General features: G+C 48.2%; 24 protein-coding genes. 14 read left to right on the top strand and 10 right to left on the bottom strand.

Annotation, left to right across the window (positions count from 1 at the left end; translation table 11 throughout):
• Positions 1–137: 137 nt before the first annotated feature.
• Positions 138–875, bottom strand: a complete 738-nt coding sequence (locus FHW74_RS08575) for a hypothetical protein (protein ID WP_144882680.1) — start codon at positions 873–875, stop codon at positions 138–140.
• Between the two features lie 200 nt (positions 876–1,075).
• Here FHW74_RS08575 and FHW74_RS08570 point away from each other — a divergent pair, with 200 nt between their 5' ends.
• From FHW74_RS08570 to FHW74_RS08560, 3 genes are all read left to right on the top strand, one after another.
• A complete protein-coding gene (locus FHW74_RS08570; protein ID WP_075201593.1) occupies positions 1,076–1,270 on the top strand; it encodes an AlpA family transcriptional regulator in 195 nt (64 codons plus the stop codon).
• Position 1,271: 1 nt separating this feature from the next.
• Positions 1,272–2,111, top strand: coding sequence for a hypothetical protein (locus FHW74_RS08565; RefSeq protein ID WP_048993050.1), 840 nt, complete (start codon positions 1,272–1,274; stop codon positions 2,109–2,111).
• Positions 2,112–2,307: 196 nt separating this feature from the next.
• Positions 2,308–3,906 carry a DUF927 domain-containing protein gene (locus FHW74_RS08560; protein ID WP_048993048.1) on the top strand — a complete coding sequence of 533 codons (1,599 nt, stop codon included), beginning with the start codon at positions 2,308–2,310 and terminating at the stop codon, positions 3,904–3,906.
• Positions 3,907–4,379: 473 nt separating this feature from the next.
• Here the strand turns inward: FHW74_RS08560 and FHW74_RS08555 are convergent, their stop codons facing one another.
• Positions 4,380–5,543 carry an alpha/beta fold hydrolase gene (locus FHW74_RS08555; protein WP_048993046.1) on the bottom strand — a complete coding sequence of 388 codons (1,164 nt, stop codon included), beginning with the start codon at positions 5,541–5,543 and terminating at the stop codon, positions 4,380–4,382.
• 111 nt (positions 5,544–5,654) lie between these two features.
• Here FHW74_RS08555 and FHW74_RS08550 point away from each other — a divergent pair, with 111 nt between their 5' ends.
• Complete coding sequence (locus FHW74_RS08550; RefSeq protein ID WP_180295527.1) at positions 5,655–6,551, top strand: LysR family transcriptional regulator; 897 nt, start codon at positions 5,655–5,657, stop codon at positions 6,549–6,551.
• Positions 6,552–6,647: 96 nt separating this feature from the next.
• Here FHW74_RS08550 and FHW74_RS08545 read toward each other — a convergent pair whose 3' ends face one another.
• Entirely contained in the window at positions 6,648–7,415 is a 768-nt protein-coding gene (locus tag FHW74_RS08545) for a helix-turn-helix domain-containing protein (protein WP_048993045.1), read from the bottom strand.
• 109 nt (positions 7,416–7,524) lie between these two features.
• On the opposite strand from FHW74_RS08545, the gene FHW74_RS08540 reads away from it, so the two are divergent.
• Both FHW74_RS08540 and FHW74_RS08535 read left to right on the top strand, forming a co-directional pair.
• A complete protein-coding gene (locus FHW74_RS08540) occupies positions 7,525–8,316 on the top strand; it encodes a sulfite exporter TauE/SafE family protein (RefSeq protein ID WP_048993043.1) in 792 nt (263 codons plus the stop codon).
• Between the two features lie 556 nt (positions 8,317–8,872).
• Positions 8,873–9,322 (top strand): carboxymuconolactone decarboxylase family protein, encoded by a 450-nt coding sequence (locus tag FHW74_RS08535; protein ID WP_048993041.1) that lies wholly within the window; start codon positions 8,873–8,875, stop codon positions 9,320–9,322.
• 193 nt (positions 9,323–9,515) lie between these two features.
• On the opposite strand, the gene FHW74_RS08530 is transcribed toward FHW74_RS08535, so the two are convergent.
• The 3 genes from FHW74_RS08530 to FHW74_RS08520 are packed head-to-tail and all read right to left on the bottom strand — an operon-like array spanning position 9,516 to position 11,052.
• A complete protein-coding gene (locus FHW74_RS08530) occupies positions 9,516–9,995 on the bottom strand; it encodes a carboxymuconolactone decarboxylase family protein (RefSeq protein ID WP_048993039.1) in 480 nt (159 codons plus the stop codon).
• 15 nt (positions 9,996–10,010) lie between these two features.
• Positions 10,011–10,616 (bottom strand): FMN-dependent NADH-azoreductase, encoded by a 606-nt coding sequence (locus FHW74_RS08525; RefSeq protein WP_048993037.1) that lies wholly within the window; start codon positions 10,614–10,616, stop codon positions 10,011–10,013.
• Positions 10,617–10,626: 10 nt separating this feature from the next.
• Positions 10,627–11,052, bottom strand: a complete 426-nt coding sequence (locus tag FHW74_RS08520) for a GNAT family N-acetyltransferase (RefSeq protein ID WP_048993035.1) — start codon at positions 11,050–11,052, stop codon at positions 10,627–10,629.
• A gap of 109 nt (positions 11,053–11,161) precedes the next feature.
• Between FHW74_RS08520 and FHW74_RS08515 the strand changes: the two genes are divergently transcribed.
• The gene (locus FHW74_RS08515) at positions 11,162–12,541 is read left to right on the top strand and encodes a PLP-dependent aminotransferase family protein (RefSeq protein WP_183170046.1); all 1,380 of its coding nucleotides are present in this window, start codon (positions 11,162–11,164) and stop codon (positions 12,539–12,541) included.
• A 256-nt stretch (positions 12,542–12,797) separates the two neighbouring features.
• Here the strand turns inward: FHW74_RS08515 and FHW74_RS08510 are convergent, their stop codons facing one another.
• Positions 12,798–13,826 (bottom strand): HlyD family secretion protein, encoded by a 1,029-nt coding sequence (locus FHW74_RS08510; protein ID WP_183170045.1) that lies wholly within the window; start codon positions 13,824–13,826, stop codon positions 12,798–12,800.
• Positions 13,827–13,836: 10 nt separating this feature from the next.
• On the bottom strand, positions 13,837–15,429 hold the full coding sequence (locus FHW74_RS08505; RefSeq protein WP_183170044.1) for an MFS transporter: 1,593 nt from the start codon (positions 15,427–15,429) through the stop codon (positions 13,837–13,839).
• Positions 15,430–15,579: 150 nt separating this feature from the next.
• Between FHW74_RS08505 and FHW74_RS08500 the strand changes: the two genes are divergently transcribed.
• Positions 15,580–16,365 (top strand): IclR family transcriptional regulator, encoded by a 786-nt coding sequence (locus FHW74_RS08500; protein ID WP_048993028.1) that lies wholly within the window; start codon positions 15,580–15,582, stop codon positions 16,363–16,365.
• A gap of 523 nt (positions 16,366–16,888) precedes the next feature.
• On the opposite strand, the gene FHW74_RS08495 is transcribed toward FHW74_RS08500, so the two are convergent.
• On the bottom strand, positions 16,889–17,893 hold the full coding sequence (locus FHW74_RS08495) for an SDR family NAD(P)-dependent oxidoreductase (RefSeq protein WP_183170043.1): 1,005 nt from the start codon (positions 17,891–17,893) through the stop codon (positions 16,889–16,891).
• A 106-nt stretch (positions 17,894–17,999) separates the two neighbouring features.
• Between FHW74_RS08495 and FHW74_RS08490 the strand changes: the two genes are divergently transcribed.
• Both FHW74_RS08490 and FHW74_RS08485 read left to right on the top strand, forming a co-directional pair.
• Positions 18,000–18,965 carry an AraC family transcriptional regulator gene (locus FHW74_RS08490; RefSeq protein WP_048993024.1) on the top strand — a complete coding sequence of 322 codons (966 nt, stop codon included), beginning with the start codon at positions 18,000–18,002 and terminating at the stop codon, positions 18,963–18,965.
• Positions 18,966–19,996: 1,031 nt separating this feature from the next.
• On the top strand, positions 19,997–21,004 hold the full coding sequence (locus tag FHW74_RS08485; protein WP_183170042.1) for a TIGR04086 family membrane protein: 1,008 nt from the start codon (positions 19,997–19,999) through the stop codon (positions 21,002–21,004).
• An 80-nt stretch (positions 21,005–21,084) separates the two neighbouring features.
• Here FHW74_RS08485 and cueP read toward each other — a convergent pair whose 3' ends face one another.
• Positions 21,085–21,621, bottom strand: coding sequence for a copper-binding periplasmic metallochaperone CueP (cueP, locus tag FHW74_RS08480; RefSeq protein WP_183170041.1), 537 nt, complete (start codon positions 21,619–21,621; stop codon positions 21,085–21,087).
• Positions 21,622–21,873: 252 nt separating this feature from the next.
• On the opposite strand from cueP, the gene mltB reads away from it, so the two are divergent.
• The 4 genes from mltB to recX all read left to right on the top strand — a co-directional run bounded on the left by mltB (position 21,874) and on the right by recX (position 25,268).
• Entirely contained in the window at positions 21,874–22,962 is a 1,089-nt protein-coding gene (mltB, locus tag FHW74_RS08475; protein ID WP_183170040.1) for a lytic murein transglycosylase B, read from the top strand.
• 99 nt (positions 22,963–23,061) lie between these two features.
• Positions 23,062–23,559, top strand: coding sequence for a nicotinamide-nucleotide amidase (pncC, locus tag FHW74_RS08470; protein WP_183170039.1), 498 nt, complete (start codon positions 23,062–23,064; stop codon positions 23,557–23,559).
• A gap of 89 nt (positions 23,560–23,648) precedes the next feature.
• On the top strand, positions 23,649–24,713 hold the full coding sequence (gene recA, locus FHW74_RS08465) for a recombinase RecA (protein ID WP_161660312.1): 1,065 nt from the start codon (positions 23,649–23,651) through the stop codon (positions 24,711–24,713).
• A gap of 51 nt (positions 24,714–24,764) precedes the next feature.
• Complete coding sequence (recX, locus tag FHW74_RS08460) at positions 24,765–25,268, top strand: recombination regulator RecX (RefSeq protein WP_183170038.1); 504 nt, start codon at positions 24,765–24,767, stop codon at positions 25,266–25,268.
• Positions 25,269–25,344: the final 76 nt, after the last annotated feature.

The following is a 25,344-nucleotide window of genomic DNA, read 5'->3' as shown; positions in this document are numbered from 1 at the left end:
AGGCCTCCGCTTATGTCATGCGGGTCAATGTGATGTTTTCACTGTGTCGGCAAAAAACATGAAATATAACATTACTCTCTTACAGAGCCCTTGGGGTGCAAGGCGTTGCCATGAATGCCAGTCTTTTTGCGCATCAATCAAAAATCAGGATACTCATCGTCAGGTAGATCACCTGAAAGCTTCTTCACTTTTGGCTTTTTTAATTTCGGGGTTACCCCAACTTTGTCCAATGAAACGGGCTGTTCATCCTTGGTCGGAAAGGCCTCTTCATTCCATTTCTTAATACATTCCCTTACTGCTTTAGCATCACGTAGCTTCTGGATTTCATGTGCTAGCCATCTATCTTCATCCTCATTCTCACCGTCCTCTGACTCTTCAGCATCTAGCATTTCACCAAATTCATCGCCCCAATCAAAGTGTGCAGCGACATCGTCTGTGTGAGGAAAATAGGGTTTACCTCTCTTATCGCAAGCGTTAAAGGTTTTCAACAGCTCGAATGCATCGTTGGTTTTTGCCATCTGATGGTAACGATACAGGCGCTGGCCTTGAGGCGTCTTAGCCGCCGTCATCGTTTTGGGGGCATAACTGGTTCCCGCAGCCTTAACAAACTTCAAGTTATAGCAGGCGTTAATGCAGTAACTCAGCACATCTCCCAACAATAGCGGGTCGCGGTCGTCAACATCATCTTCGTGACTATATTGGAAGCGAAGTAGGAATCTCAATTTATCAAGTGCATCCTTTCCCAGAAATACCTTCTGTTCTTTGATACCCACCTGCGCATAGAGCTGATTTTTTGTCCTACGGCTGACTGCGCTCGGCTTATCGCTCGGCGCTATGAGTGTCTTCTTCGTTGAAGGCCGTTTCTTAGCAGGCATTAGATGTTCCATTATCCATAAAAGTTGTTGAGGCTCAACATATCACTATTGAGGCTCAATGTTACTAAAAAAAATATAATTTTTTTTAGTGCGTAATTTCAATTGCTTATATTGATCCGCGCCGATTTTGCATCCTGCTTTCCTTTTCATTCTGTTGAGGCTTTTAAAGAGCTGGCTCCACACACAACAGGAGTCATTAAATGACTAGCCGAATTATCAAAAAGACAGAAGTTTTACACCGTTGCGGCATCTCCAGCGCGACACTTTATCGCTATATATCAGAAGGTTGCTTCCCATCTCAATTGAGGCTTTCACCGCAAGGGCGGGCAGTGGGTTGGCTTTCCGAAGATATTGACACCTGGATTGCCAGCCGTATGCAGGTTAAGGGGGAATAAGATGAAACGACAACATTACACGAGTCATACATCAGCATTCCCTGAGTTGGAAAAACTGGCTAAGGCTATCAGCAAGGCTATGCCAGAGTTTGAGACTATCCATCAGACCCTGACTGAAAACGCCATACGTGTGAAAGCATTGCGTAAGTTCGGCAACCCGCGGAGCAAAACGGAGCGCCTGCAACTGGCGAATAAGCTGGAGAACTGTAACCCGGAAGAAACCTGCGGGAGTATGGCGTGCAGCCTGTGCCAACGGTATCGCCGGCTGAAGTTTATGCAGAAATGGCTCCCGTATATTGAGGAGCATCAGGATGAGTACAAAGCCGTCACCCTAATTAGCTATGCAGATATGTTCTCGAATTCAACATTGCTCGCCTGGGATCTCGGTATGTTAAAGCAACGCTTACTTAAGGCTATACAGCGCATAGGGTTCAGTGCACCCGTTATCGGTGGCTTCGAGATGGACTACCACAACTATACACATGAGCCTGAACGTAGCCACTGGATGCCGCATTTCCATATGTTAATACCCCATGAGCCTGAAAAGCTGGAAATGTTGAGGCAGTACATGTTGCGTGAGAAGAATCTTCATATGAGGCCCGGAAGGATAAGTCGGCCAATGAAAGATGACTTCATCGCTAGTTCAGTCCATGCGTTGAGCTATTGTGTGACAGGTATCTGGCAGGAATATACGTGGTTTATGAACGCTGAGAGTGAACTTAAGAAAACTAAGAATGGAACTCGGATAAGGAATCTCAGTGTGTTTGCCAAATCACTGGTGAAGCTTGATCGCATGAGCGATGCATTACTCACATTCAGGGTAAATGTCCAAGTTGGGTAAAGCGATTACTCGTAAAGATGCCCTCAACGTAGCTGCTAGATGCATCGAGAGCATGAGTTGAGCATAAGTGGTGGGTAACACTGAATAGTTTCCCACCTTCTATTTTCAAACAAGCTAAACATTGACGTTTGGCTTGGTGATTTAGTGATTTGGTGATTGAGCCCTTTGGACTGAAGGAGGGCTTGAGGAAAAAATGATGGCTAAGAAAAATAAACTGCCCGTACGTTTGCTGGCACTGTCAGATAATAACAAACTTCAGCGCGCATACCGCCTGGTGGAGGTGAATGATTGTCACAGCAATAAGTGGCGTCAGCTTCTGATTGCCGCAACTGATGTGATGGATAAACGCAAGTTACTCGAAAAGCTCACTGATGCAGGTCTCAGTCTAGATTTCACTGATAGTGATTTTAAGGAGATCGTTGATCATCTTAAGAGTGTCTCTTCGGAACGTGTGAAGCTTTGCATGAGGCCAGGATATATCAATGTTGGTGGCTCCCTGTGTTACTTATCGGGAAGTGGTAAAGTCTTTGGTGAGTATGAAGGGTGCGCGCCCATGCCGTACCCTGACGCGAATACATTTACGTGTGAAGAAAGTCAAAAGGGCACGCTTAAGCAGTGGCAGAAACACGTTGCATCCGTTGCAATACATAGCCCTTATGCCATGCTGGCTTTATGTAGTGCAATGGCAGGCTACTGCATTTATTTTACCGATTTTGAATCCGGCGGGTTTCATTTTTATGGAGACAGCTCTAAAGGGAAGAGTACTGTACTCCTGATAGCCGCCTCTGTGTATGGCAATGATTCGTTCGTCTGTGACTGGAATATTACCGAGACTGCATTTGAAGAGTTGGCCGAATCGCGGAATCATGGAATGCTAATATTAGATGAGCTTATTTTGCTTGATAAAAATGCAAAAGAAGCAGCCCAAAAGGCGCGAAAATTGATATACATTTTAGGCTCCGGTGGAGGTAAACAACGGTCGGTCAATTTTCAGCAGCATAAATCCTTATGGCAATTGACTGCTATTAGCAACGGGGAAAACGGACTTGCCCAGCATGCGGCAGACGGTGATATGCCGCGCAAGAAAGGTGAAATGGCTAGGTTTGTTGATGTCCCGGTGGACTGCGGAAATGAGCTCGGTATTTTTTTAACCGTGCCGGATAATGCAGCCCCCAGCGATTATGCCGAAAGGATTAAGGCAAGCTGCCAACGGTATCACGGTACGGCAGGGCCTGCCCTGGTAACAACATTGCTCAAGAAATCCTCGGGTTTCCTGGCCGATAAAATTGACGAATATGTCCAAATGTTTTTGAAACAACATAATATTGAAGGACTTAACGGCCTTGAAAAGCGCATAGCCAAAAGGTTTGCTTTGGCTTATGCGAGTGGTGCTATTGCCGTTAAATGCAAGATACTTCCTTTTACGATACAGGAGGTCATGGAGGGTATATCATACTGCTACATGCAGGCTTGTGATAAAACACCACAAAAAAAAGAGGTATTCACTCAGGTGTTGAAGAAGGCGCTGAAGGAAAATGCTTATCCGCTTCCCGCTGATACCTTGGACATCGAAACACTTAATGAAGTTAATGTCATCGCAACCACTATCGGCGGTGTGGATGTCCTTGCTGTTAAAGCAGATTTCTTTAAGGCAAATATTAATGGTGATTTAAAGCAGATCACAGCCTTGTTGATCAAGCAGGACCGTTTATTTGTTGATACAGACGGGAAGTCCACAAGGCAGATTAGCCGTGGTGGGCAACGTCTCAAACGTCGTTACTGCTTAAAAGTCTAAAAATAAAAATCATGGTCTGCCTGCGGGTAGACCATATTTTTCAATAACCTCATTTCGTGAATACCGTAAGAAAAATATGCCATTGATAGTATTTTTTTTAAGATCTAGTTAGCGATGAGCGCTTCTGGCTGTGAGTTTGACCTGCTCCCTATACGCTAACATATCTCAATGTCATCAATGTCCGTTCCTGGCACGCAGCGGACAGGCTGCGTGACCATCATGTCTGCTGTGAGCGAGGAACGGGCATTTCTAACAGCATTCAGTGTGAATCAACGGGGAGCAGGTCAGTCGGGATTTCAGCCCGATTTAGTAAAACGGCAGAGCTGGTAGGCTCTGCCGAACCGTCAGGGGCGATATTCTGAGCCTGTGGATGCAGTCAATGGAAACGCTGCATCTACAACCGGCCCTGACTTGCTATGATTTACTGCATATGAATATCTTCATCCGTAAGTTCGATCCATCTTTAATAGCACTCAGACAACCCCTGATGGGTTTGAAATGCGTATCCGCCAGCCTTTGTCCGCACCCTGCTCCATTACCTGGGTGGCGATACCGTGCTCAACGTGTTCAGTGCCGTCATCTGAAGTCGTCGTCAGCGACCAGTTAATGAGAGCGAGAACGAGATCACCTGCAGAGATGAGATTACGTATCTGGTTCCTGATAACCGGCCGTGATGCTGTGAGCGTGATTAAAGCCATCCGTAGTGCTTCAGGATTACTTTCAATGACAGTACCATCAGTCATTTTCATGGTGGCGCGGTTACTGAAAACGGACATCAAGTTATCAATTTTTCCCGCGTTAAATGCTTCATCAAAGGCGGCGATGGTTTCACCAGGGGAGCGATAAACCGCGGCACTCTTTTCAATTGATGCAGCGAAGGCAGATATGCAACTGGCGATCTCACCGGGTGATTCAAGCGGTGAGAGGTGTCCCGTACCGGGAATAATATACATCGCTGCGTGAGGAATACGGGTTAACAACTCTCTTTGCAAAGTTTCCGGGGTGTCGACCCGGTCCAGTTCTCCTGAGATGACTCTGACCGGAACATTAATGGAGGCGACTTCCCGGGTGATGTCTTCGCTGATCGCTACACCGGGCCAGCCTGCTTTGGCCCCGGCGGACGCTCTTAAACTGTCCTCGATGACCTGCTCTCGAAGCGCGGGGCTGAGCGGCCGCGCCGTCAGGACATTGTCGATGACAAACCCGACTGATTCGCGGTTGTCATATGCGCTGGATAATCTGTCGCGTTCTTCTGAGGAAAGCAGCATAGGGGAAGGTGGGGAGGGTGCAATGAGAACCAGACCCTCAAGCCCTTCGGGTCGGCGCGATGCCATTAATTGGGCAACTTTCCCTCCCATTGAATGGCCAACCAGAATGTAGCGTTTAAGCTCAAGTGCTGAAATAACGCCTTCAGCATCCCTTGCAAGATCTTCAATCCTGTATCCGGATTCGGGAGCGTCTGACAAGCCCCAGCCACGATGATCGATGGCAACCGTGCGGTAGCGGTCTGGTAACTGACCTGTCACGCTCTCCCATGTACGGGATGAGCCGCCATAATAGTGCAAAAATACCAGCGCTAGCTCACCGCTGCCCTGTAGCTGTACATTGATACCCGTATTGTTCACGTTAATTCTCATCGTTTCATACCTCCTGAGGAATGAAAATAATGTTAATTACAGTCTCAATTAATGATAATCCGTGAAATAATATCGATAGCCGATACTCAAATTATCGAATGGTGGGGTTTTATGGACAGATTTATCAGCATGCAGATTTTTATCGCGACAGTGGAAGAGGGAAGTTTTGCGGCGGCTGCAAGACGTTTTAAGCTTTCTGCTGCAATGGCAGGAAAACATGTCAGTGCTATCGAATCTGATTTAAATGCCCGGCTTATTCAGCGTTCAACACGCCGTCTGAGCCTGACGGATGTGGGGCAGCGATATTTTGAGCGTTGCAAAGTTATTCTTGAGGCTGTGGAAGATGCAAACAGGGAAGCGAGTGATGTTCAGGCAACACCGCGCGGGTTACTTCGCATTGCTGCGCCGGTCGCCTTCGGTGCAATGCATCTTGGTGCGATCGTGTCACGCTATCTGGAACAATTTCCGGAGGTCAGTCTGGATGTGGTGCTTGAAGATAAATATGCAGACCTGCTTGAAAATCGAATTGATGTTGCCATCAGGGTTGGGAGTCTTGACGATCCGTCGCTGGTTACCCGGCGGCTGGCACCCTGCAAGATGGTTTTATGTGCATCACCAGAGTATCTGAAAAAACACGGCACGCCAGAGACACCGGAAGATATTTCCCGCGCGCCGCGTCTGGCGTTCAGCCAGGCAGTTTCAGCGGGAGACTGGACAATTTACGACCCTGAGGGCAGCTTGCATCGTATCGAAAGTGCATGCCGAATCACATCCAATAATATTCAGTTGCTTCTTGAATCCGCCCTGGCCGGAACAGGCATAGCATATGGTCCCAGTTTTGTTTTTTGTAAGTATATAAAACAGGGCAGACTGATCGAGCTGCTGCCAGCGTACAAGAAAACGGAACTTACCATTCAGGCAGTGTATCCCAGTGCGATCCGCATTCCTTTCAAGGTTCGTAGCTTTGTAGATTTTATTGCTGAAGCTTTAAGAGATACGCAACTGTAAAGAGAAAATAAATAAAATATACGTTCAGTAATGTCAGCTATTGGCACTAAATAGCTGACGCTATGATGAGCGCCCTGTCCTGTGGAGCTTTTGAAATCAAGCCGGGTGATAATACGAAGGTGGCTGTCCCGTGACACGCCGGAACATCGTTGCGAAAGATGATGCATTATCGTATCCAAGGGTCAACGCTACTTCATTTACGGGTTTTCCTGTTATCAACAATGCCAGTGCGCTAACCACGCAGGCTCGTTGGCGCCAGGCAGAAAATGACATGCCAATTTGCTTAAGAAAATGGCGGCGAAAAGTGCTGGAGCTCATGTACAGCGCATTGGCCCAGCGCTCTGCTGGATCATGGATTGAGGGATTGAGTAAAAACGCCTGACAAAGAGCTAATAGAGCCGGATGTTGTGGCAGCGGAATATCGAATTCGCGAACCGGCATTGCCGCCAGCTCCAGTATCATCAGATTTATCAAAGCACGGTCGCGCGTGCTTTCATACAGGGGCGGTAAATCCACTGACTCAAGCAATAGCTGACGTAATAATGGCGATACGCTAATAACTTCACAGCGATGATATTTAAAGAAAGCGGCCACGCAATCTGGTTCTATATACAGGCTGCGAGTGGTCACGCCAACAAATTTGACGGCGTGCATAGTTTCGGGTGGGATCCACACAGCATGTTGTGGAGGAACAATCCACTCCCCACCCTGAGTTATTACATACATCAATCCGGTCGCGCCATATAGCAGCTGCGCGCGGCGATGTTTATGCTGTGGCAGCATAAATCCCTGCACATAGTCATTGCCTATCGCCACCACTTCACGATCGAGTTGATCGACCTCTTCAATTTTTACGTTGCGCACATCAGTCTCCTTATGACCGATTTACAAAGGTAATCGAGCACGGCGCTAATGGGAAGCCGGGCGCTACCGGCATAAGCTGCTGAATCATTTTCAGGTCGAGGATATTCTTTTGAACGATATCGCAATAATTGCGTTGGCGGGCTTTACTACCGGTATAACCACAGTGCTTTTTGGTTTCGGGGGCGGCTTTGTTGTGGTGCCATTCGTTTATCAACTAATGCTGCGGCAGGCTGAACTGGCAGGAAATGCCATGCATATCGCGGTTGCTACCTCTACAGCGGTGATGATATTTAACGCGAGCTGGGTCAGCTATCGAAACTGGCGAGCTGGCAAGCTTTCATCGCAGACATTGTTCCCGATGCTATGGTTTATAGCTATTGGGGGTGTCGTGGGTTCCTGTCTGGCGGGAATATTTAGCGAGAATATTGTTCGCACGATGTTCGTTATCTACATGCTGGCAACAATCAGCGATTGTTTGTTGCGTAAGGGTTTTTTCAGAGGAAGTTCTCCGCGTCGATTATCACTTCCTGTTGTAACGGGCGGCGGAGTGATCATCGGTATGATAGCAGCATTGCTTGGAGTGGGCGGCAGCGTAATGACGGTACCCCTGTTGCGGCGACATGGCTATGCGATGCGTGAGTGTATTAGTGCTTCTAATCCACTTTCCCTGCCTGTCGCGCTATGTGGTGCCGTGACGTATGCAGTTATTGGCTGGCAAATTATTCCAGTGAGCGGATTTCTCGGTTTTATCAGCCTGAAAATTTTAGGTATGTTGGTACTGACAGGCTGGGCTGGAATAGTTTTTAGCCGTCGGGTTATACCTGCTGTACCTGATATTTGGCACGCACGAATCTATGTCATGCTGCTGTTCCTGGTTCTACTTGCGATGCTTTTTCATTAAACACCATCCATCGTAGCTAATACTGCTCGAAATTATACAAGTACCAACGTCCGCCTCTGGCACAAAGTGGATCGCCTGAAGTGTCGGGATGTCTGCTGTGAGCGAGAGGCGGACATACAGAATTACTTTAATTACTGATGGATTAAACATCTATTCCTTGAGAGCGTCGATTTTCATTTGTGAGAGCCAGGCTTTAGCATGCTGGTAATCGTCAGTTCTGCGAGACGAAATATTGTTTCGGCGATATATCATGTATCTTCTTAATCACAATCATGAGGAATCTACCGAGTCATATCCCAAAGTGCCGTTCCAGCATAAAGATTAAAACTGGCCATTCTAAAATCATCATTGCTAAATAAATTTAAACTCAAATTAGAGTCATGGGAATCCGTTTGTAATCATGTCCTACGCGTTTTCTTCTTCTTTGTGTCTTTTTTATATGTCAATTTTGATTATTATGATTTAACTCTGAAGTATCAGTTAGTAACCCTTCTGAAAAAGGTGGGGCTATTTCCGTAGATAAATCATCTACCTAACTATCTCTAAAGGAAAGAAAATGAATCGTCCAAATTGGTTTCAAGTATCTGCAGAAGGCTCAAAGGCACTGGGAGCGCTGCATCATTTCGCCACAAAAGGAACAAATCTTCCGGAAGAGCTAATACATTTGGTTTTTTTAAGAGTATCTCAGATTAATGGCTGTGCGCATTGTATTGATATTCACACACGCGATCTTATAAAGTGTGGTATGTCAGTAGATAAGATAGTACTGATTCCAGTGTGGGAAGAGGCTACTTATTTATTCTCGGATCTGGAGCAAGCGGCACTGGCATGGGCAGAAGAAGTTACCCGTGTAAGTGAGACACATGCTTCGGATGAAGCGTATTCTGCAGCGCTTTCAGTATTTGGTGAAAAAGATTTGGTCGACTTGACCATCGTTATTGCAACAATGAATGCACTTAATCGTATGGGCATCAGCTATCGAATGAAGCCGCTGGCCAAGGCGTAAATTACCATTCGTTTTCTTCTCGCGATTGGTTATTAATTTCCCCAATGAAAAAACCGCCGAAAGGCGGTTTTTCATTTTTTAGCAGCAAGTCATGAAAATAATCAATCTTAACATTCTTTTAGGTATGGAAACTTATGCAAGCTTAGATTCAAAAATAAAGCCGCCAACGTGAAGTGTTGGCGGCGGACATTTATCAATGTAATTCAGCACGATCCAGACCGTAAGCGCTATCCATCGAGCCTGGTGCCATCTGTGATAAAATCTGCAGGCGATTCCAAGCGTTGATTACAGCAATGGTGAATGTTAACTCTGATACTTCCACTTCAGAGAAATGTTCGCGCAATTCGTTGTAAAGCGCTTCGCTTACACCATTATCACCAATGCGGGTCAAAGCTTCAGTCAGTGCCAGAGCTGCTTTCTCTTTGGCGCTGAACAATGGCGATTCCCGCCAAATTGCAACGTGATAAAGACGCAGTTCACGCTCCCCATGCATTTTTGCTTCTTTAACATGCATATCCAGACAAAATGCACAATGATTCAGCTGTGAGGCACGGATATCCACTAAGTGCTTAAGTTTTTTATCCAGCGAGATTTTTCCTAATGCCATAGAAGCATCGGCAAGTGTTTTAGCCAGTGCCGGGATGGTTTTGAAATGATTCACACGTGACGACATATTGTAATCCTCTTTTTAAAATAAACGATCAATGGTTTGCAGTGCATGGGGTAATGCGGTAGTACGAGTGACGGGATCATGCGTTCCGTCTACCCGAATAAATTGCACGTCGGTAATGCCAATATATTCAAGCGCTACGCGAATGTATGGCGTGAACTGGTCATCTGCTACATATGGACCGTGGGCAAATACGCTGCCGCTGGCGACAACGCAATACACCTTTTTGCCGCTGACTAGCCCTATTTTTTTGCCCTCTGGCGTAAAGGCGAAAGTTCGTCCGGCGCGGGTTATATGATCGAACCAGGCCTTCAGCACGGAAGGCAGGCCGAGGTTCCACATCGGTGATGAGATAACCAGCGTGTCACAATCAAAAATCTGATCTACCAGTTGTTCCGAAGTCTTAATAGCGTTGAGCTGAGCTTCACTGCGTAGGTCTGGTGGGGTAAAAAAACCAGCAATGGTAAATGCATCAAGATGCGGTAGCGGCCGTTGAGCCAAGTCCAGCACTGATTCTTCAAGCTCGGCATGATGCGCGCGTAATTTTTCTACCAGGCGTTCAGACGCCGCGCGGGATGCCGATCCTGATAAATCCGGACTGACTTTAATGTGAAGCAGTTTCATCATTTTTTCCTCAGGTGAGATCGCGATAAAAGTGCAGGCCGAGGGCGGTATATCCGACACGCTGATAAAATGTCTGGGCTCCTGAATTACTAATGGCGGTATCAAGGACCATCTGACCACAACCGTATTCACGTGCGATTACCGCTAAGTGATTTAACAGCGTTGCACCAATTCCCTGACCGCGAGCCTCGCTCACTGTTACCAGATCGTCGACGTAACAGAATTGCCCGTGAATAAAATTTTCGAGTAGTCGATAACCGGCCAGCGCCATTGGTTTGCCATCCTGCTCCAGCCCTGCAAGCCGATAGCCTTGCGCCTGCTGGCGCTGTACCTGGGCGATAAATTGTTTCTCATTCGTCAGTTTGCTGCGTAATTCCCGCATCAGCGCAAAGCAACGGGCAAGGTCAGTGACGGTGTCGTAATGTTCAATCCTCATGACGCCTCATATTGGGTGGCTTAGTTAATAGCCATATCTTAATCTTGTATGTCTGGTTAAAAAGGGCCATTATTTGAATTAATTCGTAGGACATCTAAGGGGGCATTTCATGGGGTACAAAGAGATTTATGCCCGCTATCGTCAGCAGATTCAGGACGGTCTTTTGAAACCGGGAGCGCGAGTTCCCTCGATTCGTTCGCTAGCGAGCGAGTTGCAGGTAGCGCGAAAAACGGTAGAAACCGCGTATGAAATCCTTATTGGAGAAGGCTATTTCGTGAGTCTGGGGGCGAAGGGGACCTATATAAATCCGGAGCTCAGGCTGACTTCAACGGTCAGCGCAGACAACGCTGTATCGCCTTGTTCACTTAACACACAGGTTATTGAAAGGAAGGGGGATCTGCGGCTCGGAATCCCTGCCCTGGATGAATTTCCCCATAAAAAATGGTTACTAATATCGGGGAAAGCGGCACGAAGTCTTCGTCCGGAAGAAATGCTCATGCCCCCGGTAATGGGCTTTCAGCCGCTACGTGAGGCCATTTCAAGTTATCTCAATATTTCAAGAGGACTGAATTGCCGACCGGAGCAAATCTTTGTCACCAGCGGCTATCGGGCCAACTTACGGTTAATTCTGTCGGTACTTGCACAGCCTGACGATAAAGTGCTGTTTGAAGATCCTGGCTACTTTTATGGACAGCAATTATTGAAGCGAATAGCATCCAACCTGCACTATATACCTGTTGATCGGCAGGGCATGGATGTTGATTATCTTCAGCGCTATCACAACGATGCACGCTTCGCTATCGTTACACCCACTCATCAAAGTCCGCTCGCAGTTAGCCTTTCATTACCGCGTAAGCATCAGCTGCTGGCCTGGGCACAGCAAAACAGTAGCTGGATAATCGAAGATGACTACGACGGAGAGTTTCATTACACACGAAAAGTAATCCCGGCGTTGAAAAGCCTCGATATGCATGACCGGGTTATTTATACCGGTACGTTTAGTAAAACGATAATGCCAGCTATGCGTATCGGCTATATGGTAATACCACAGGAGACGGTAGCCCGTTTCAGTGAACTGGGCGAAATCCTTGAAACGGGTCTGCCATTACTGCCGCAAAAAATACTTGCGCAATTCCTTAGCGAAGGGCACTTCTACCGCCATATAAAAAAGATGCGCTTACTCTATCAACAGCGGCGTCGCATGGTGCTTGAAGCAATTGAAACGAGCTTTCCAGGGTTATTTGAATTTGAGCTTACAGATGGCGGGATGCATATTGTTGCCTTCCTGCAACGTGGCATTGAAGACACTGCATTAGCTGCATTATGGACACAGCACGAGCTTTACGTCCGGCCACTCTCGAGCTGGTATACGCAGACACAGAAACGTTATGGATTAGTAATTGGATACACTAATATTCGTTCAACCGAAGAGGCGCAGAAAATTTTGCAGCGCGTTAAGGGAAAAACACTGGAGCTTATGCAGCATTAAGCTTTTTGACAGCCGGGCGTGAATAATAATCTATTGTTTAACAGTATTGTTGCCTGATAAAAATATTTAGTCGCTCACTCTCTGTAAATGAGGGGCGACTAAATATGATCGTGATGGTACATGCGTTTTTTAACAGTAATTTAGTCTGGTGTCGATGCCATATATTTCCTACAGGATATTACGTATAGACACCGGGAACACCGTTTCTAAGCCAGACGTTCAAAAATATAGCGATTTTTTGATAATATCTGGGATATTAGCGAATCTCAATTTCAGGAACGGCTGACATCCCGACGCGCAATAATTTTGCATCGGGTTGATTATCATCCAGCACTATTTTTACCGGTAAACGCTGAACGACTTTAGTAAAGTTACCCGTTGCATTGTCTGGCTGGATGGCTGAAAACGTTGCGCCGGTTGCCGGAGCGATACTATCGACATGTCCAGTAAACTTTTTGCCAGGCATGGCATCAATTTTAATTAAGACCTTCTGCCCCTGCTGAACATTTGCCAGCTGTGTTTCAAGATAATTGGCAATGATATAAGTTTGATGTAGCGGAACCACGGCCAGCAGACGTGTCCCTGCGTTAACGTAGGCACCGAGGCGCACCGAACGCTGGCCTACCATCCCATCGACTGGTGCAACAATACGCGTATAAGAAAGGTTAAGCCTCGCCTGACTGACCTTTGCCTGCGCGACTGCAACATCGGCTTCCGCCTGACGTAATGCAGCTCTCAACACGCCTACCTGTTTTTCTGCTGAGGTCAGAGCAGCTTCGTTCTGACGAACGACTGCGGATGCAGAACGCTGCGTTGAATGGGCTTTTTGTTGATCGTCCGCAGCGACGGTACCTCTTTGATAAAGCTTGTTAAAACGTTCAGCGTTCTGACTGGCATACTGCGCCGATGCCTGACTGGCTAAAAGAGTCGCTTTAGTCTGAGCAATAATGGATTGGTGCTGCTCCAGTTGTGCAAGGCTGCTCAGGTGTTTTGCTTCACTAAGCTGCAAATTAGCTTGCGCCATTTCAAGCGCTATTTTGTAGTCACGGTCATCCAACTTGGCCAGTGTTTGCCCTGCTTTAACGCGTTGGTTATCTGCGACATAGATATTTTTGATATAACCCGATACTTTTGGTGCTACCAGTGTGTAATCCGCATTTACATAGGCATCATTGGTACGGGTATCATTATTCAGCATTGTCGACCAGACGAAAAATATCATCGTCATCATCAGAATTAATAATGCGCTGAGCAGAATCGTTCTTCTTGATACAGGAGATTTCATTTAACCACCTCTATTTGGTCATGGCAGGTTGAAAACATGTCTGGGGCGGCCAGACACGTTTTGGCAACCAGACAGTGAGTAATAACAGCAGGACGGCAAAGCCAGTCATCAGCAGATAGCTGTCGCCCAGACTCAGAACAATTGCCTGATGTTTTAATAAGGTGATAAATCCAGCGATGTTCTCGGTGTTGCTGATGCTGCCGTCGTGTAATAAAGGAATGCTGCTGCTGGCCTGCTCACTGACCGGTGTCGATATCAACCATGGGCGGTTGGCTACGTTATTGATCAGAACATTGGAATGAAATTGCTCTCTGTCATTTATAAACCATTCCACTAAAACGCCAGCAGCGATGCTTGAAAAACCCCGTACGGTATTGAACATAGCAGAGGCATAATGTCCTTCCGGGGGAGCCACAACGCTGGTTGCGCTCATAAGCAACGGTAAAATAATTGACGGTAATCCAATCGTCTGCAGAATCTGTATGATCCAGAAATTCTGGCGTGCCCAGTCGCTGGTTATCTGCATACCCATCAGGCTGGCGGAAATCATCAGGGCAATTCCGAAAGCTATCAGCCAGCGACAATCAACCCAGCGCAGACTAAGCAGTGCGGCAACAAGCGGGGTAATAATTAACTGCGGGAGCCCAATGGTCAAAGCCAACGGCGCAAATTGTACTGTTCGAAAGCCCTCTACTTTGCCAAAGAAATTGGACGGCAAAGCCGATCCAGCAAGCGCCAGTACCAACACCCCAGCAAGCGCCATCAGGCCATATAAAAAGTTACTTCTCTCCAGCATCTGTAATTTGAACAAAGGGAGGGGGTGAAACCATTCATTAATCAGAAAAATCGTCAGGCAGACGATGGCGCTGGATAACAGACCACTAAATAACGGCGATTCAAACCAGTCCAGACGTCCACCCTGAGTGATGGCGATTATCAAAAACGCCATTCCAGAACAGCCGGTAAGCATACCGAACAGGTCGATCTGTTTAAATCGGTCGAGGTGAATCGGGTCCTGCGGCAAACCCCAGCCAATAAAGAGCATCGAAATCAAAATGGCGGGGACCACTTGCCAGAACATGAACATCCAGCTCACATCATCTGTCCAGAATGCCGCCAGTGAAGGGGCCACATTTGGACCAAAAGTCGCAGTCAGAGCATAAGCGCCAAGTCCATAAAGTTTTATCGATGGTGGCAGAAAACGTAGCGCCACAGTCATGAGTAAGGGAGGGAGGGCACCGCTAAACAGGCCCTGTATCGTTCGCAAGAAAATAAACAGCGGCGCATTCGGGAATAAGGGTAAAAGTATGCCGCAAACCATAAAACCGCCAGCGCAAGCAAGCGCGAATTTACGCAGCGAAAAAGTCACAGCAAACCATGGTGCGATCATCATCGCCACTACTTCTGCGGCCTGGTAGGCAGAGGTGAACCAACTGGCTTGATCATAAGTCATGCCAATTCCGGCACGCACATCCGCAAGCGCTATATCTATAACCCGACCATTAAGTCCGGAAGTTAAGGCTGCGATTAGTATCCCCACAAATCCCATTGCAAGGCGCCAGGTAAAGGGGGGCGAAGGTGGGGTAGAACGCTGTGCATTCATACAAAGTTCTCATGCATTATATCGATACACTGTACCATATTGTGGTACAGATGTGACATCTTACATTGCGATAGCGTCCATTGCAATGTGATAATTAATACATGAACTGAGGTAACAGGCTGTCCGTGACCGGACAATAAGGAGCTCTATATGGCCGTAAATGCTTCAAGCTTTGAGGATGAAAAAACCGGCGGGATTCAGGTTATCGCCCGCGCAGCGGCAATTTTGAATGTGCTGGGAAAACACCCTGGCGGCATGAGTCTGGGAGAAATTGCGCAGGAGGTTGCTCTCCCTCGTTCAACGGTGCAGCGTATTGTCGCGGCTTTAGATAGCGCTCAACTTGTGCGTAGCAGCGGGGCCGGTGGCCTGCGTCTGGGACCTGCACTACTCAAACTTATTTCCAGTGTGCACAGCGATGTCGTGGATCTTGTACGTCCCTTCCTGGAGCAACTTTCGGCCAATATTAATGAAACAGTGACCCTGGCACGTGCCAGCGGTACACAGCTGGCAATCATCCACTACGTCGTAGCATCACGTGAATTACGTGTTGTACCTCGTATTGGACTTAATTTGCCGCTCTACAGCACTTCCGGCGGGCGTGTGTTACTGGCTATGGAAAGTGATGAAGATGTCCGCATACTGGTAGGCGAAGCCTATGAAGATCTCACCGGAATGACAGTTAAAACGCTTCCACAGCTTCTGGAGCTGATCGCCGATGTTCGTGCCAGAGGGCTGGCTATAGATCTGGGTGAAACTCTTGAGGGTGTCTGCACGATAGCGGTAGCGCTGGACACACTTTTTGGTCGTTTTTCTATCTCATTATTAGTTCCAGCGCCACGTTTCCATAAACATGAAACCTTTTATCGGCAAGAACTCATGCAATGCAAGGAGGCGATAGTTAATGAAATTGGAAGAATAATTTCGGTAGGAGAATAACTAACAACAGGAATAAGTGTTCTCAACGAAATTTGTTAGGCCGCTTGCACGGCCTACCCCATCCTTCGTTGACCTGCTCCCAATTGATTAACACCACGATGTTAGTAATGTCTTCATCAGCAACGTGAGGACATCCCCATAAAGAAGCATTTTTCTGACGAACAGTTCATCAGTATTCTCCGCGAGGCCGAGGCTGGCATTTCCGCTATCAAGGTTTTAATGTCTCCTCACTGCGCTGTAAACAACATCTCTGGGAAACAGGAAGATTATTAAAGTTTACTTTATCACCGTACAAAGCCTTTGTTTTTAGATGTCATTGTTCAGTTCTACAAGTGAAATGAAGTACCTCAGTAACAGTAAGAAAAGTTGAAAATGACGTAGCTTTATGCATTCATGATTTCCACTGGTGCTGCTTACCATATACCCACTTAAGTTTCATGGGTATATGGCACGAATTCGACCGTTTTAGCTTTAGATATAATGCTGTATGGACTAGAACGAGAGGTCGACCATGGGCGTTTGATTACTTTGAAAAAGAAATATTCAGCATAGCTTCGCTCAGCTTCCACAGACGTTGGGCTGCGACTTGGTCGATAGCATAAGGCATAGCATCTAATGTTAGTTCTTTCGGCTGGTTGAATGTGTTAAGCATGTCATCTTCAAGAACCCCGGTAATGTCTGAATTTGCACAAAAGACGCCGCCTTTTCCGTTAAGCTGTGGGCTGACCGCACACCAGACATGGGTCGCTGCGCCTTGAGGGATGGATTTCATGTCGCGTTCAGGAGCGATCACGGGATTACCGTTTGCATCGAGATTGCCCATGTTTTTCAACTGCTCAATCGACATATGCTTTGCCAACCCGGTCACGATACCTCCCGGATGCAGTGAGAAAGCACGGACGCCGTAGTCACGCCCCCTCCGATCCAGCTCAACCGCAAATAGTACATTGGCGGTCTTTGACTGACCATACGCACTCCATCCATCATAGGCACGGCGCTCGAAATTAACGTCGTCCCATACGATATCCGACAAACGGTGGCCGAGCGAGGAAACGGATACAACGCGCGCGCCGTGCGCGCGAAGCAGAGCTGGCCAAAGCCGTAGGGTCAATTGAAAATGGCCGAGATGGTTGGTTGAGAACTGCATCTCATTGCCTCGACTGTCTCGAGCTAACTCCGGCAAAGCCATGATGCCGGCGCTGTTAACCAAAATATTCAACGGCATCCCGGATTGCACTATGCCGTGCGCGAAGGTATCGATTGAAACAGGGTCGGTCAGGTCCATCGGCCTGACTTCAATTCCTCCACCGATTTCAGTAATTATTTGGCGGGCGCGATTTACGTCGCGGGCGGGCACAATCACTCGTGCGCCAGCCGAAGCGAGTGTTCGGGCAGTTTCAAGACCCAGCCCAGCGTAACCGCCAGTAACGATCGCGAGTTGTCCGGTCAAGTCAATATTTCGAATGACGTCAATTGCCGTTGTATAGGCAGTAAATCCTGAACCGAGCGGCTTTTGCAACGTGGTCATATAGAGCACTCCAGTGGTTAGTTGCTTTAAACCGTAGTGTGCACCTGTGAATTAGTACGTTTAATACGCTAAAATACTTTTTTCTTTAGCGAAAGTACAAAACGTAATGCATGACCCTCTGTCCCGTACACTGGAACTTGTCGAGGCGCGAACAATCTATGCCGGTGGCTTCATTGGCGGCGGTGATTGGTCAATCCGGTTCCCGCCACCACGTAAGATCAAGTTTTTTGTGATCGGTCGTGGTTCTTGCCTGCTGGCACTAGATGGAATTGAAACGCCCTTCCGACTTGCCACAGGCGATGTTTTTTTACTCACACGCAACGCCGGATTTACCGTGGCGAGCGATTTGAGGCTAGTACCTCTGCCTTCAAGCGAGGTTTACACGGGTAGAAATTCACCCATCATCCCAGTGGGACAAGGTGACGATTTCCTGTTTCTGGGCGGTCACATTGATACCAATCATGCAGGCGGGCGCTTGATGGCTGAGAATTTGCCTGATTTTTTACATTTCTCTGCTTCCGAAAGTGGTGCGAATCGACTTAGCGCATTGATCGGGGAATTGGTTGAAGAGGCGGCCGGTTGTGTACCCGGTGCTGAAATGGCCTGCTCAAGTCTAGCGCATCTACTTTTGATCCAAATATTGCGCCGCTACCTTTCCGCACAGGAGTCAGACGAGGCGGGCTGGTTTCGAGTCGCCTGTGATTCGCGGTTAGCCCCAGCGTTGGCGTTAATGCACAGTGATCTGGCCCGAAAGTGGACTCTGACCGAATTGGCACGTGCTTGCGCCATGTCTCGAACCAGCTTTTCTAAGCACTTTCGTGTAATTGCTGGCATGCCGCCATTTACCTATCTTACTGAATGGCGGATGCGCCACGCTGAACATGAATTGCGCCGCGAAGGTAGCTCAGTCGCCAAGGTCGCTCTGTCGGTTGGCTACAACTCCGAAGCTGCGTTCAGCATCGCTTTCAAGCGTGTGATGGGCCACTCTCCTCGTCGCAATACTCATCGCAGCACAAAAGGTTTAGTTTGTGGCTCAGCACCTGATGATGCTTCACTTGTCACTAAACCTTAAACCTATGCACTGTAACTGTTAGGCCTTGACGCAACCTTGATGCGATCGCTGGTTTTCATAGCAACAGAGAAAAGCCCTCTTACTTTATCGTGAAGCAACTCGTAATTCCGCTCGCAAGCAAGATATAACGAAGCTCGACCACTCTGGCTGGTCCGAATTGCTCAGCCTCGAACTGGCGCTCTTCGGTATCAAAGCAACATGCATCCATTCGGAACCGTTTCGCACCGATTCCCTCGATGCGATCTCCGTCATGTTCGGCGATGTCATCAATGTCTGCTTCTGGCACCCAGCAGACGTTCGTAGAGCTTACATGCTGTACACAGAAAGATTTTTTGTAGGGCATTAAGTGGGAAGGGGGGTCTTATAGGGCTTGTAAGTATCTGGCGATGCGCCATGAATAAAGATCCCGAAAACTATGGGCATCTCGTATGCACTGTTTGCATATACTATAGGTTGAATTGTAGGTTTTAATTAAATTTCAATAAATATCTATTTTAATCAATAATAAAACACCAATGCATCATCGGCGTATGGTCGGTAAAGTCCTTGTCAGTACACTCAATCATCTGATTTTGCTCGTTTTAAATCGCACAGCGGCATTAGGGTTTCAAGGCACATATCTTAACACTCTTTTCCGTTATGGTTCATCCGGGGGCGTCCGTCACCTTTTAACAAGGATTATCATGTTTTTATCAATATCGGGAATGGCTTTTTTAGAATAAACAACAGAGTTGCGAGATATCTTCAAAAATAAAACCTTTTTCGGCAAGGCGTTGTGACAGTAAGTCTGGAGATAAAGAGGATGAATTTATTTAAACGAAGCGCTATATATTGTGTTTCGCTTTGATTAATACATTCTGAAATTTAATTCCCAGGATTATTAGCGAGCTCTCGTTAAAATAGTAAATAAGGATTAATCATTCTGTGCGCTCGCTTAATACATCCCTGCAAGCTAATCTTATTAATATTATTGAGTTTGTATGTTGCGCCTCATTGCTCGCCAGGCGTTTGTCTAAAACGGGGAGGACAAAATGGTTGAACATCGCACAACGCTACGCAAAGAAGATAACGAAGCGTACAGAGTCGAGACGGGCGTTCCGTTAAAACGCATATCCTGGAGCGCTGTTTTTTCTGGCGTTATTGTATCAATGGTTATTTATCTTCTGTTGGCTATTTTAGGGACAGCAATTGGTACCAGCACCATTGATCCCTTAAATGAACAAAATCCGCTTGAGGGGGTGGGAATTGGCGCGGCTATCTGGACCGGTTTAAGTATGCTGATAGCCGTAGCGGCAGGCGGTTATGTCACTGGCCGTCTGGCGCAGCGCGAAGGCGCATTACATGGTTTTCTGATGTTTGGCGTAAACACTATTGTTTGCACATGGTTCTTACTGGTCGTCGCTAACAGCGCTGTGATGGGGACGATGAATATTCTCGGCGCGGGTTTGCAAACCGTGGGCAGCGGGATAAAAGCTGTCGCCCCGCCCGTGACCGAAATGGCGAAAGAAAAACTCGAGGAGAGCGGGTTTAACCTTAATAATATCCAGAGTGAATTAGAAACAACATTAAGGCAAACCGGAAAGCCCGAATTACAACCGGAAGCGGTACAGGAAAATGTTCAAAATGAAATGAATAACGCACAAAATCAAGCTGCTCAAAATCCAAATGCGAATGATGATGCGTTAGCAAATTTCTTTAAAGGGTTAACCGACAGAAATGAAGAGATGTTTCAGGCTGCTGACAGAGAAGCGTTAAAAAATATCATTAAATCGCGTACCGGTAAAACCGATGCGGAAGCTGAACAAATAGTGGCACAAACAGAAAAAAATTATCAGGAAGCGCGGGCTAAATATGAACAGCTTAAACAACAGGCTGAGCAAAAAAGCCGTGAGTTAGCCGAAAAAGCCGCAGCGGCAACAGCGAAAGCGGCCTGGTTCACTTTCTTCATGTTAATTGTCGAAGCCGTACTGGCGAGTGTGATGGGTATGATAGGGCGTCGTACACAACCGGCAATACGGACAACCAGTCAACGCCGTTAATGTTTTCCGGTAAAACAACCCTTTGTCGGAATTACCCCGACAAAGGGTTTTGTCTGTTTGTTCTGTTGCCTGGCTGGTTTTTATAATTTCACCGTGGTCAGGCAGGTTTGGCTATCGCTGTTCGTGCTGATGGGCGATGAGGCGGTTTTCCCCTGATAGCTCACATCCAGCGTGCCCTGCATATCGCGCGGTAGCCACAGGCCAACAAAACCGTTCTGATAGCTCTTCACGCTTTTTTGCAGCACTACGTTGCCTTTGAGGTCGGTGACTTTGACATCAAAAGTGGTGTTGGGCATTTCACCCTGGCAACCCGACAAACTGTGGTTAAAGCACGGATGCGTCTGGTGCTCGTAGGGCGCGACGGAGAGATAAAATTTGTCGGCTAACGGGAATGCGAAAGCCTGTTTACCGTCGGATAGTTTTAATTCCGTACTGGTGATGGAAGCGCTAAACGGCAGCGGGCGCGCTTGCGGATTCTGATCGATTGCTTCCACGATTTGCTGGGTGTTTTTACCCGCCAGACCATACTGGGCTAAAAAGTCAGATTGCGATGTCGCCGCCATGGCGGAGCCGGAAACAGCAATGCCGAGTAAAGAAAGCAGTAATGTGCGTCGCATGATAATTTCCTTTGGGTACAATTTGTGGTCAGACTCTAAACCTTCCCCTTAGGGGAGAGTCAAAAGCGCGCCGCCCAAAGTTGTGTAAGTTTTTGTATGCTATTAACTTTGTTTGATTTTGGTCAATTTTTTGGCTGCGTAAGCCGCCGCTTTGATTCCGATAATTTCCCATAAGGGTTTACCGCGCTTCGCCTCCCGCGCCGAATGTTCTACCATGATATTCACTCGTTTGATTTGCTTTATGGATAACTCATGATTAAGCGTCGTTATGCTGCTTTTTTGCCACTGCTGGTACTGCTTTCCGCATGCAGCAGTAAACCTAAAACTACCACGGAAACTGCCGCCACCCAGACTGCGGGCACCCCGCAAGGCGGATTTTTACTTCAGCCGCAGCATGATGTTTATCTCTCCAGCGGTGATTTCGCCAATAACCCCAACGCTGAAAAATTCATCGATATGATGGTCAGCAAGCACGGTTTTAACCGTCAACAGCTTCATGAAGTGCTTTCTCAGGCTAAGCGCCTGGATTACGTGTTGCGCCTGATGGATCGGCAAGCGCCAACCACGCTGCCGCCAACCGGGCCTAACGGGGCATGGCTGCGCTATCGGGATAAATTCATTACCCCGGATAACGTCCAGAACGGCGTTGTTTTCTGGAATCAATACCAGGACGCGCTAAACCGCGCCTTTATGGTGTATGGCGTGCCGCCGGAAATTATTGTCGGCATTATTGGCGTGGAAACCCGCTGGGGGCGCGTGATGGGCAAGACCCGCATTCTGGATGCGCTGGCGACGCTCTCATTCGCTTATCCGCGCCGCGCCGAGTATTTCTCCAGCGAGCTGGAAACCTTTTTGCTGATGTCGCGTGACGAAGGCGACGACCCGCTGGAGCTGAAAGGGTCGTTTGCCGGCGCGATGGGCTACGGGCAGTTTATGCCATCCTCATATAAAGAATATGCCGTTGATTTTAATGGTGATGGTCATATCAATCTGTGGGATCCGGTGGACGCCATCGGCAGCGTGGCGAACTATTTTAAAGCGCATGGCTGGGAAAAAGGCGAACCGGTTGCCGTGCAGGCCAATGGCGAAGCGCCTGGTTTAGAAAACGGCTTCAAGACCCAATACTCGCCGGCTCAACTGGCCGCTGCGGGCTTAACGCCGCAACAGCCGTTGGGTAATCACTCGCAGGTCAGCTTGCTGCGCCTGGATATCGGGACGCGCTATCAATACTGGTACGGGTTACCTAACTTCTACACCATCACCCGCTACAACCACAGCACGCACTATGCTATGGCGGTGTGGCAACTGGGCCAGGCGGTGGCGATGGCGCGCGTCCAGTAGTGAGATTCTGGAATCGTTCTCGTAAAGGTAAAATGTAATCGCTGAAAAGGGGCAATGCGCGTTGCTAAGCGCATTGCCCTCACTACAATTGGAGCCGTGATGACAGACGATGAATTGAAGCAACTGAGCAAGTCAGTGGGCGAGGCGTTAAAGCAACAGGGCGCAACGGTGACGACGGCGGAGTCCTGCACGGGCGGCTGGGTTGCGAAAGCCATTACCGATATTGCGGGCAGTTCCGCCTGGTTTGAACGCGGTTTTGTCACCTACAGTAACGAGGCTAAAGCGCAGATGATCGGCGTTGACGTCGACACGCTCAATCAGCACGGCGCGGTCAGCGAGCCGGTCGTTATCCAGATGGCGGAGGGCGCGCTGGCCGCCGCGAACGCCAGTTATGCGCTCTCTATCAGCGGCATCGCCGGGCCGGACGGCGGCAGCGAACAAAAGCCGGTGGGTACGGTCTGGTTTGGCTTCGCCAGCCGCCACGGCGATACCGTCACGCGTCATCAATGCTTTAGCGGAGACCGCGATGCGGTGCGCCGTCAGGCCACGGTTTATGCGTTAAAAACGCTCTGGCAACATTTTCTACAAAAGGCTTGATACTGTATGACTATACAGTATAATTGCTTCATCGAAATAATAGCGGCAACGTGGGCGATGGTGCTTCACCTTGCATGACAGGAGTAAAAATGGCTATCGACGAAAACAAACAGAAGGCGTTAGCGGCAGCTCTGGGCCAAATTGAAAAGCAATTTGGTAAAGGCTCCATCATGCGTCTGGGTGAAGACCGTTCCATGGATGTGGAGACCATTTCAACGGGTTCACTTTCCCTGGATATCGCGCTCGGCGCGGGCGGTCTGCCGATGGGCCGTATCGTTGAGATTTATGGTCCGGAATCTTCCGGTAAAACCACGCTGACGCTGCAGGTTGTTGCCGCAGCACAGCGCGAAGGCAAAACCTGTGCCTTTATCGATGCTGAACACGCGCTGGACCCGGTCTATGCACGTAAGCTGGGCGTTGATATCGACAACCTGCTGTGTTCTCAGCCGGATACCGGTGAACAGGCGCTTGAAATCTGTGACGCCTTAGCACGTTCCGGCGCGGTTGACGTGATCATCGTCGACTCCGTTGCGGCGCTGACGCCGAAAGCGGAAATCGAAGGTGAAATCGGTGACTCACACATGGGCCTCGCGGCACGTATGATGAGCCAGGCGATGCGTAAACTGGCTGGTAACCTGAAGCAGTCCAACACGCTGCTGATTTTCATCAACCAGATCCGTATGAAGATTGGTGTGATGTTCGGTAACCCGGAAACCACTACCGGTGGTAACGCGCTGAAGTTCTATGCTTCTGTACGTCTTGATATCCGCCGTATCGGCGCCGTGAAAGAGGGCGACGAAGTGGTGGGTAGCGAAACCCGCGTGAAAGTGGTGAAGAACAAAGTTGCGGCGCCGTTTAAACAGGCTGAATTCCAGATCATGTACGGCGAAGGCATTAACTTCTACGGCGAGCTGGTGGACCTGGGCGTGAAGCACAAGCTGATTGAAAAAGCGGGCGCGTGGTATAGCTACAATGGCGAGAAGGTAGGCCAGGGTAAAGCGAATGCCACTAACTTCCTGAAGGAAAATAAAGCCATCGCGCAGGAAATCGAGAAGAAGCTGCGTGAGCAACTGCTGCACAATCAGGATGACAAACCGGCTTTCTCTACTGAAGAGTATGAGAAAGACGAGTCAGAAACGAACGAAGACTTCTGATACACAGGGCTGCCCAGGCAGCCCTTTTTCATTACTGACGCCTGAGTAACTATGACTGATCGTTCTCCTCGCCGCTCGGTATATGCACGTTTATGTGACCGGGCAACCCGCTTACTCGCCATGCGCGATCACAGCGAGCAAGAGCTGCGCCGTAAGCTGGCTGCGCCATTTATGGTGAAATCGCCCCAGGATCAGGTTGATCCCATCTCCCCTGAAGACGTTGAAAACGTGATTCGCTGGTGTTATGAACACAACTGGCTTGATGACGCCAACTTCGCTGCTCGTTATATCGCGAGCCGGGCGCGCAAAGGATATGGCCCACAGCGTATCCGCCAAGAGTTACAGCAAAAAGGGCTGACCCGTGAGCACTGCGACGCCGCGTTTCGGATATGCGACATCGACTGGCAGCAAATTACCCAGGATATTGCCGTGCGCAAATTTGGCGAGCCCTTGCCGCGCAGCTATCCCGAGAAGATAAAGGTGCAGCGATTTTTGCTGTACAGAGGCTTCCTGATGGAGGATATCCAGGAGATATACCGAAATTTTGCCAGTTGAGCGCATACTGGATTTTACTTCCCTCCTCAGAAAACTTATCTTATTCCCACTTTTTTCCCGTCAGGGCGGACAGAGA

Source organism: Atlantibacter sp. RC6 (genome assembly GCF_014193285.1).
Classification (GTDB): Bacteria; Pseudomonadota; Gammaproteobacteria; order Enterobacterales; family Enterobacteriaceae; genus Atlantibacter.
This window is presented reverse-complemented; position numbering and strand designations above follow the sequence as displayed.

Coding starts and splice junctions, on each gene's coding strand:
- FHW74_RS08575 (WP_144882680.1), bottom strand. CDS start 875: ATGCCTGCTAAGAAACGGCCTTCAACGAAGAAGACACTCATAGCGCCG.
- FHW74_RS08570 (WP_075201593.1), top strand. CDS start 1,076: ATGACTAGCCGAATTATCAAAAAGACAGAAGTTTTACACCGTTGCGGC.
- FHW74_RS08565 (WP_048993050.1), top strand. CDS start 1,272: ATGAAACGACAACATTACACGAGTCATACATCAGCATTCCCTGAGTTG.
- FHW74_RS08560 (WP_048993048.1), top strand. CDS start 2,308: ATGGCTAAGAAAAATAAACTGCCCGTACGTTTGCTGGCACTGTCAGAT.
- FHW74_RS08555 (WP_048993046.1), bottom strand. CDS start 5,543: ATGAGAATTAACGTGAACAATACGGGTATCAATGTACAGCTACAGGGC.
- FHW74_RS08550 (WP_180295527.1), top strand. CDS start 5,655: ATGGACAGATTTATCAGCATGCAGATTTTTATCGCGACAGTGGAAGAG.
- FHW74_RS08535 (WP_048993041.1), top strand. CDS start 8,873: ATGAATCGTCCAAATTGGTTTCAAGTATCTGCAGAAGGCTCAAAGGCA.
- FHW74_RS08530 (WP_048993039.1), bottom strand. CDS start 9,995: ATGTCGTCACGTGTGAATCATTTCAAAACCATCCCGGCACTGGCTAAA.
- FHW74_RS08525 (WP_048993037.1), bottom strand. CDS start 10,616: ATGAAACTGCTTCACATTAAAGTCAGTCCGGATTTATCAGGATCGGCA.
- FHW74_RS08520 (WP_048993035.1), bottom strand. CDS start 11,052: ATGAGGATTGAACATTACGACACCGTCACTGACCTTGCCCGTTGCTTT.
- FHW74_RS08515 (WP_183170046.1), top strand. CDS start 11,162: ATGGGGTACAAAGAGATTTATGCCCGCTATCGTCAGCAGATTCAGGAC.
- FHW74_RS08510 (WP_183170045.1), bottom strand. CDS start 13,826: ATGAAATCTCCTGTATCAAGAAGAACGATTCTGCTCAGCGCATTATTA.
- FHW74_RS08505 (WP_183170044.1), bottom strand. CDS start 15,429: ATGAATGCACAGCGTTCTACCCCACCTTCGCCCCCCTTTACCTGGCGC.
- FHW74_RS08500 (WP_048993028.1), top strand. CDS start 15,580: ATGGCCGTAAATGCTTCAAGCTTTGAGGATGAAAAAACCGGCGGGATT.
- FHW74_RS08495 (WP_183170043.1), bottom strand. CDS start 17,893: ATGACCACGTTGCAAAAGCCGCTCGGTTCAGGATTTACTGCCTATACA.
- FHW74_RS08490 (WP_048993024.1), top strand. CDS start 18,000: ATGCATGACCCTCTGTCCCGTACACTGGAACTTGTCGAGGCGCGAACA.
- FHW74_RS08485 (WP_183170042.1), top strand. CDS start 19,997: ATGGTTGAACATCGCACAACGCTACGCAAAGAAGATAACGAAGCGTAC.
- cueP (WP_183170041.1), bottom strand. CDS start 21,621: ATGCGACGCACATTACTGCTTTCTTTACTCGGCATTGCTGTTTCCGGC.
- mltB (WP_183170040.1), top strand. CDS start 21,874: ATGATTAAGCGTCGTTATGCTGCTTTTTTGCCACTGCTGGTACTGCTT.
- pncC (WP_183170039.1), top strand. CDS start 23,062: ATGACAGACGATGAATTGAAGCAACTGAGCAAGTCAGTGGGCGAGGCG.
- recA (WP_161660312.1), top strand. CDS start 23,649: ATGGCTATCGACGAAAACAAACAGAAGGCGTTAGCGGCAGCTCTGGGC.
- recX (WP_183170038.1), top strand. CDS start 24,765: ATGACTGATCGTTCTCCTCGCCGCTCGGTATATGCACGTTTATGTGAC.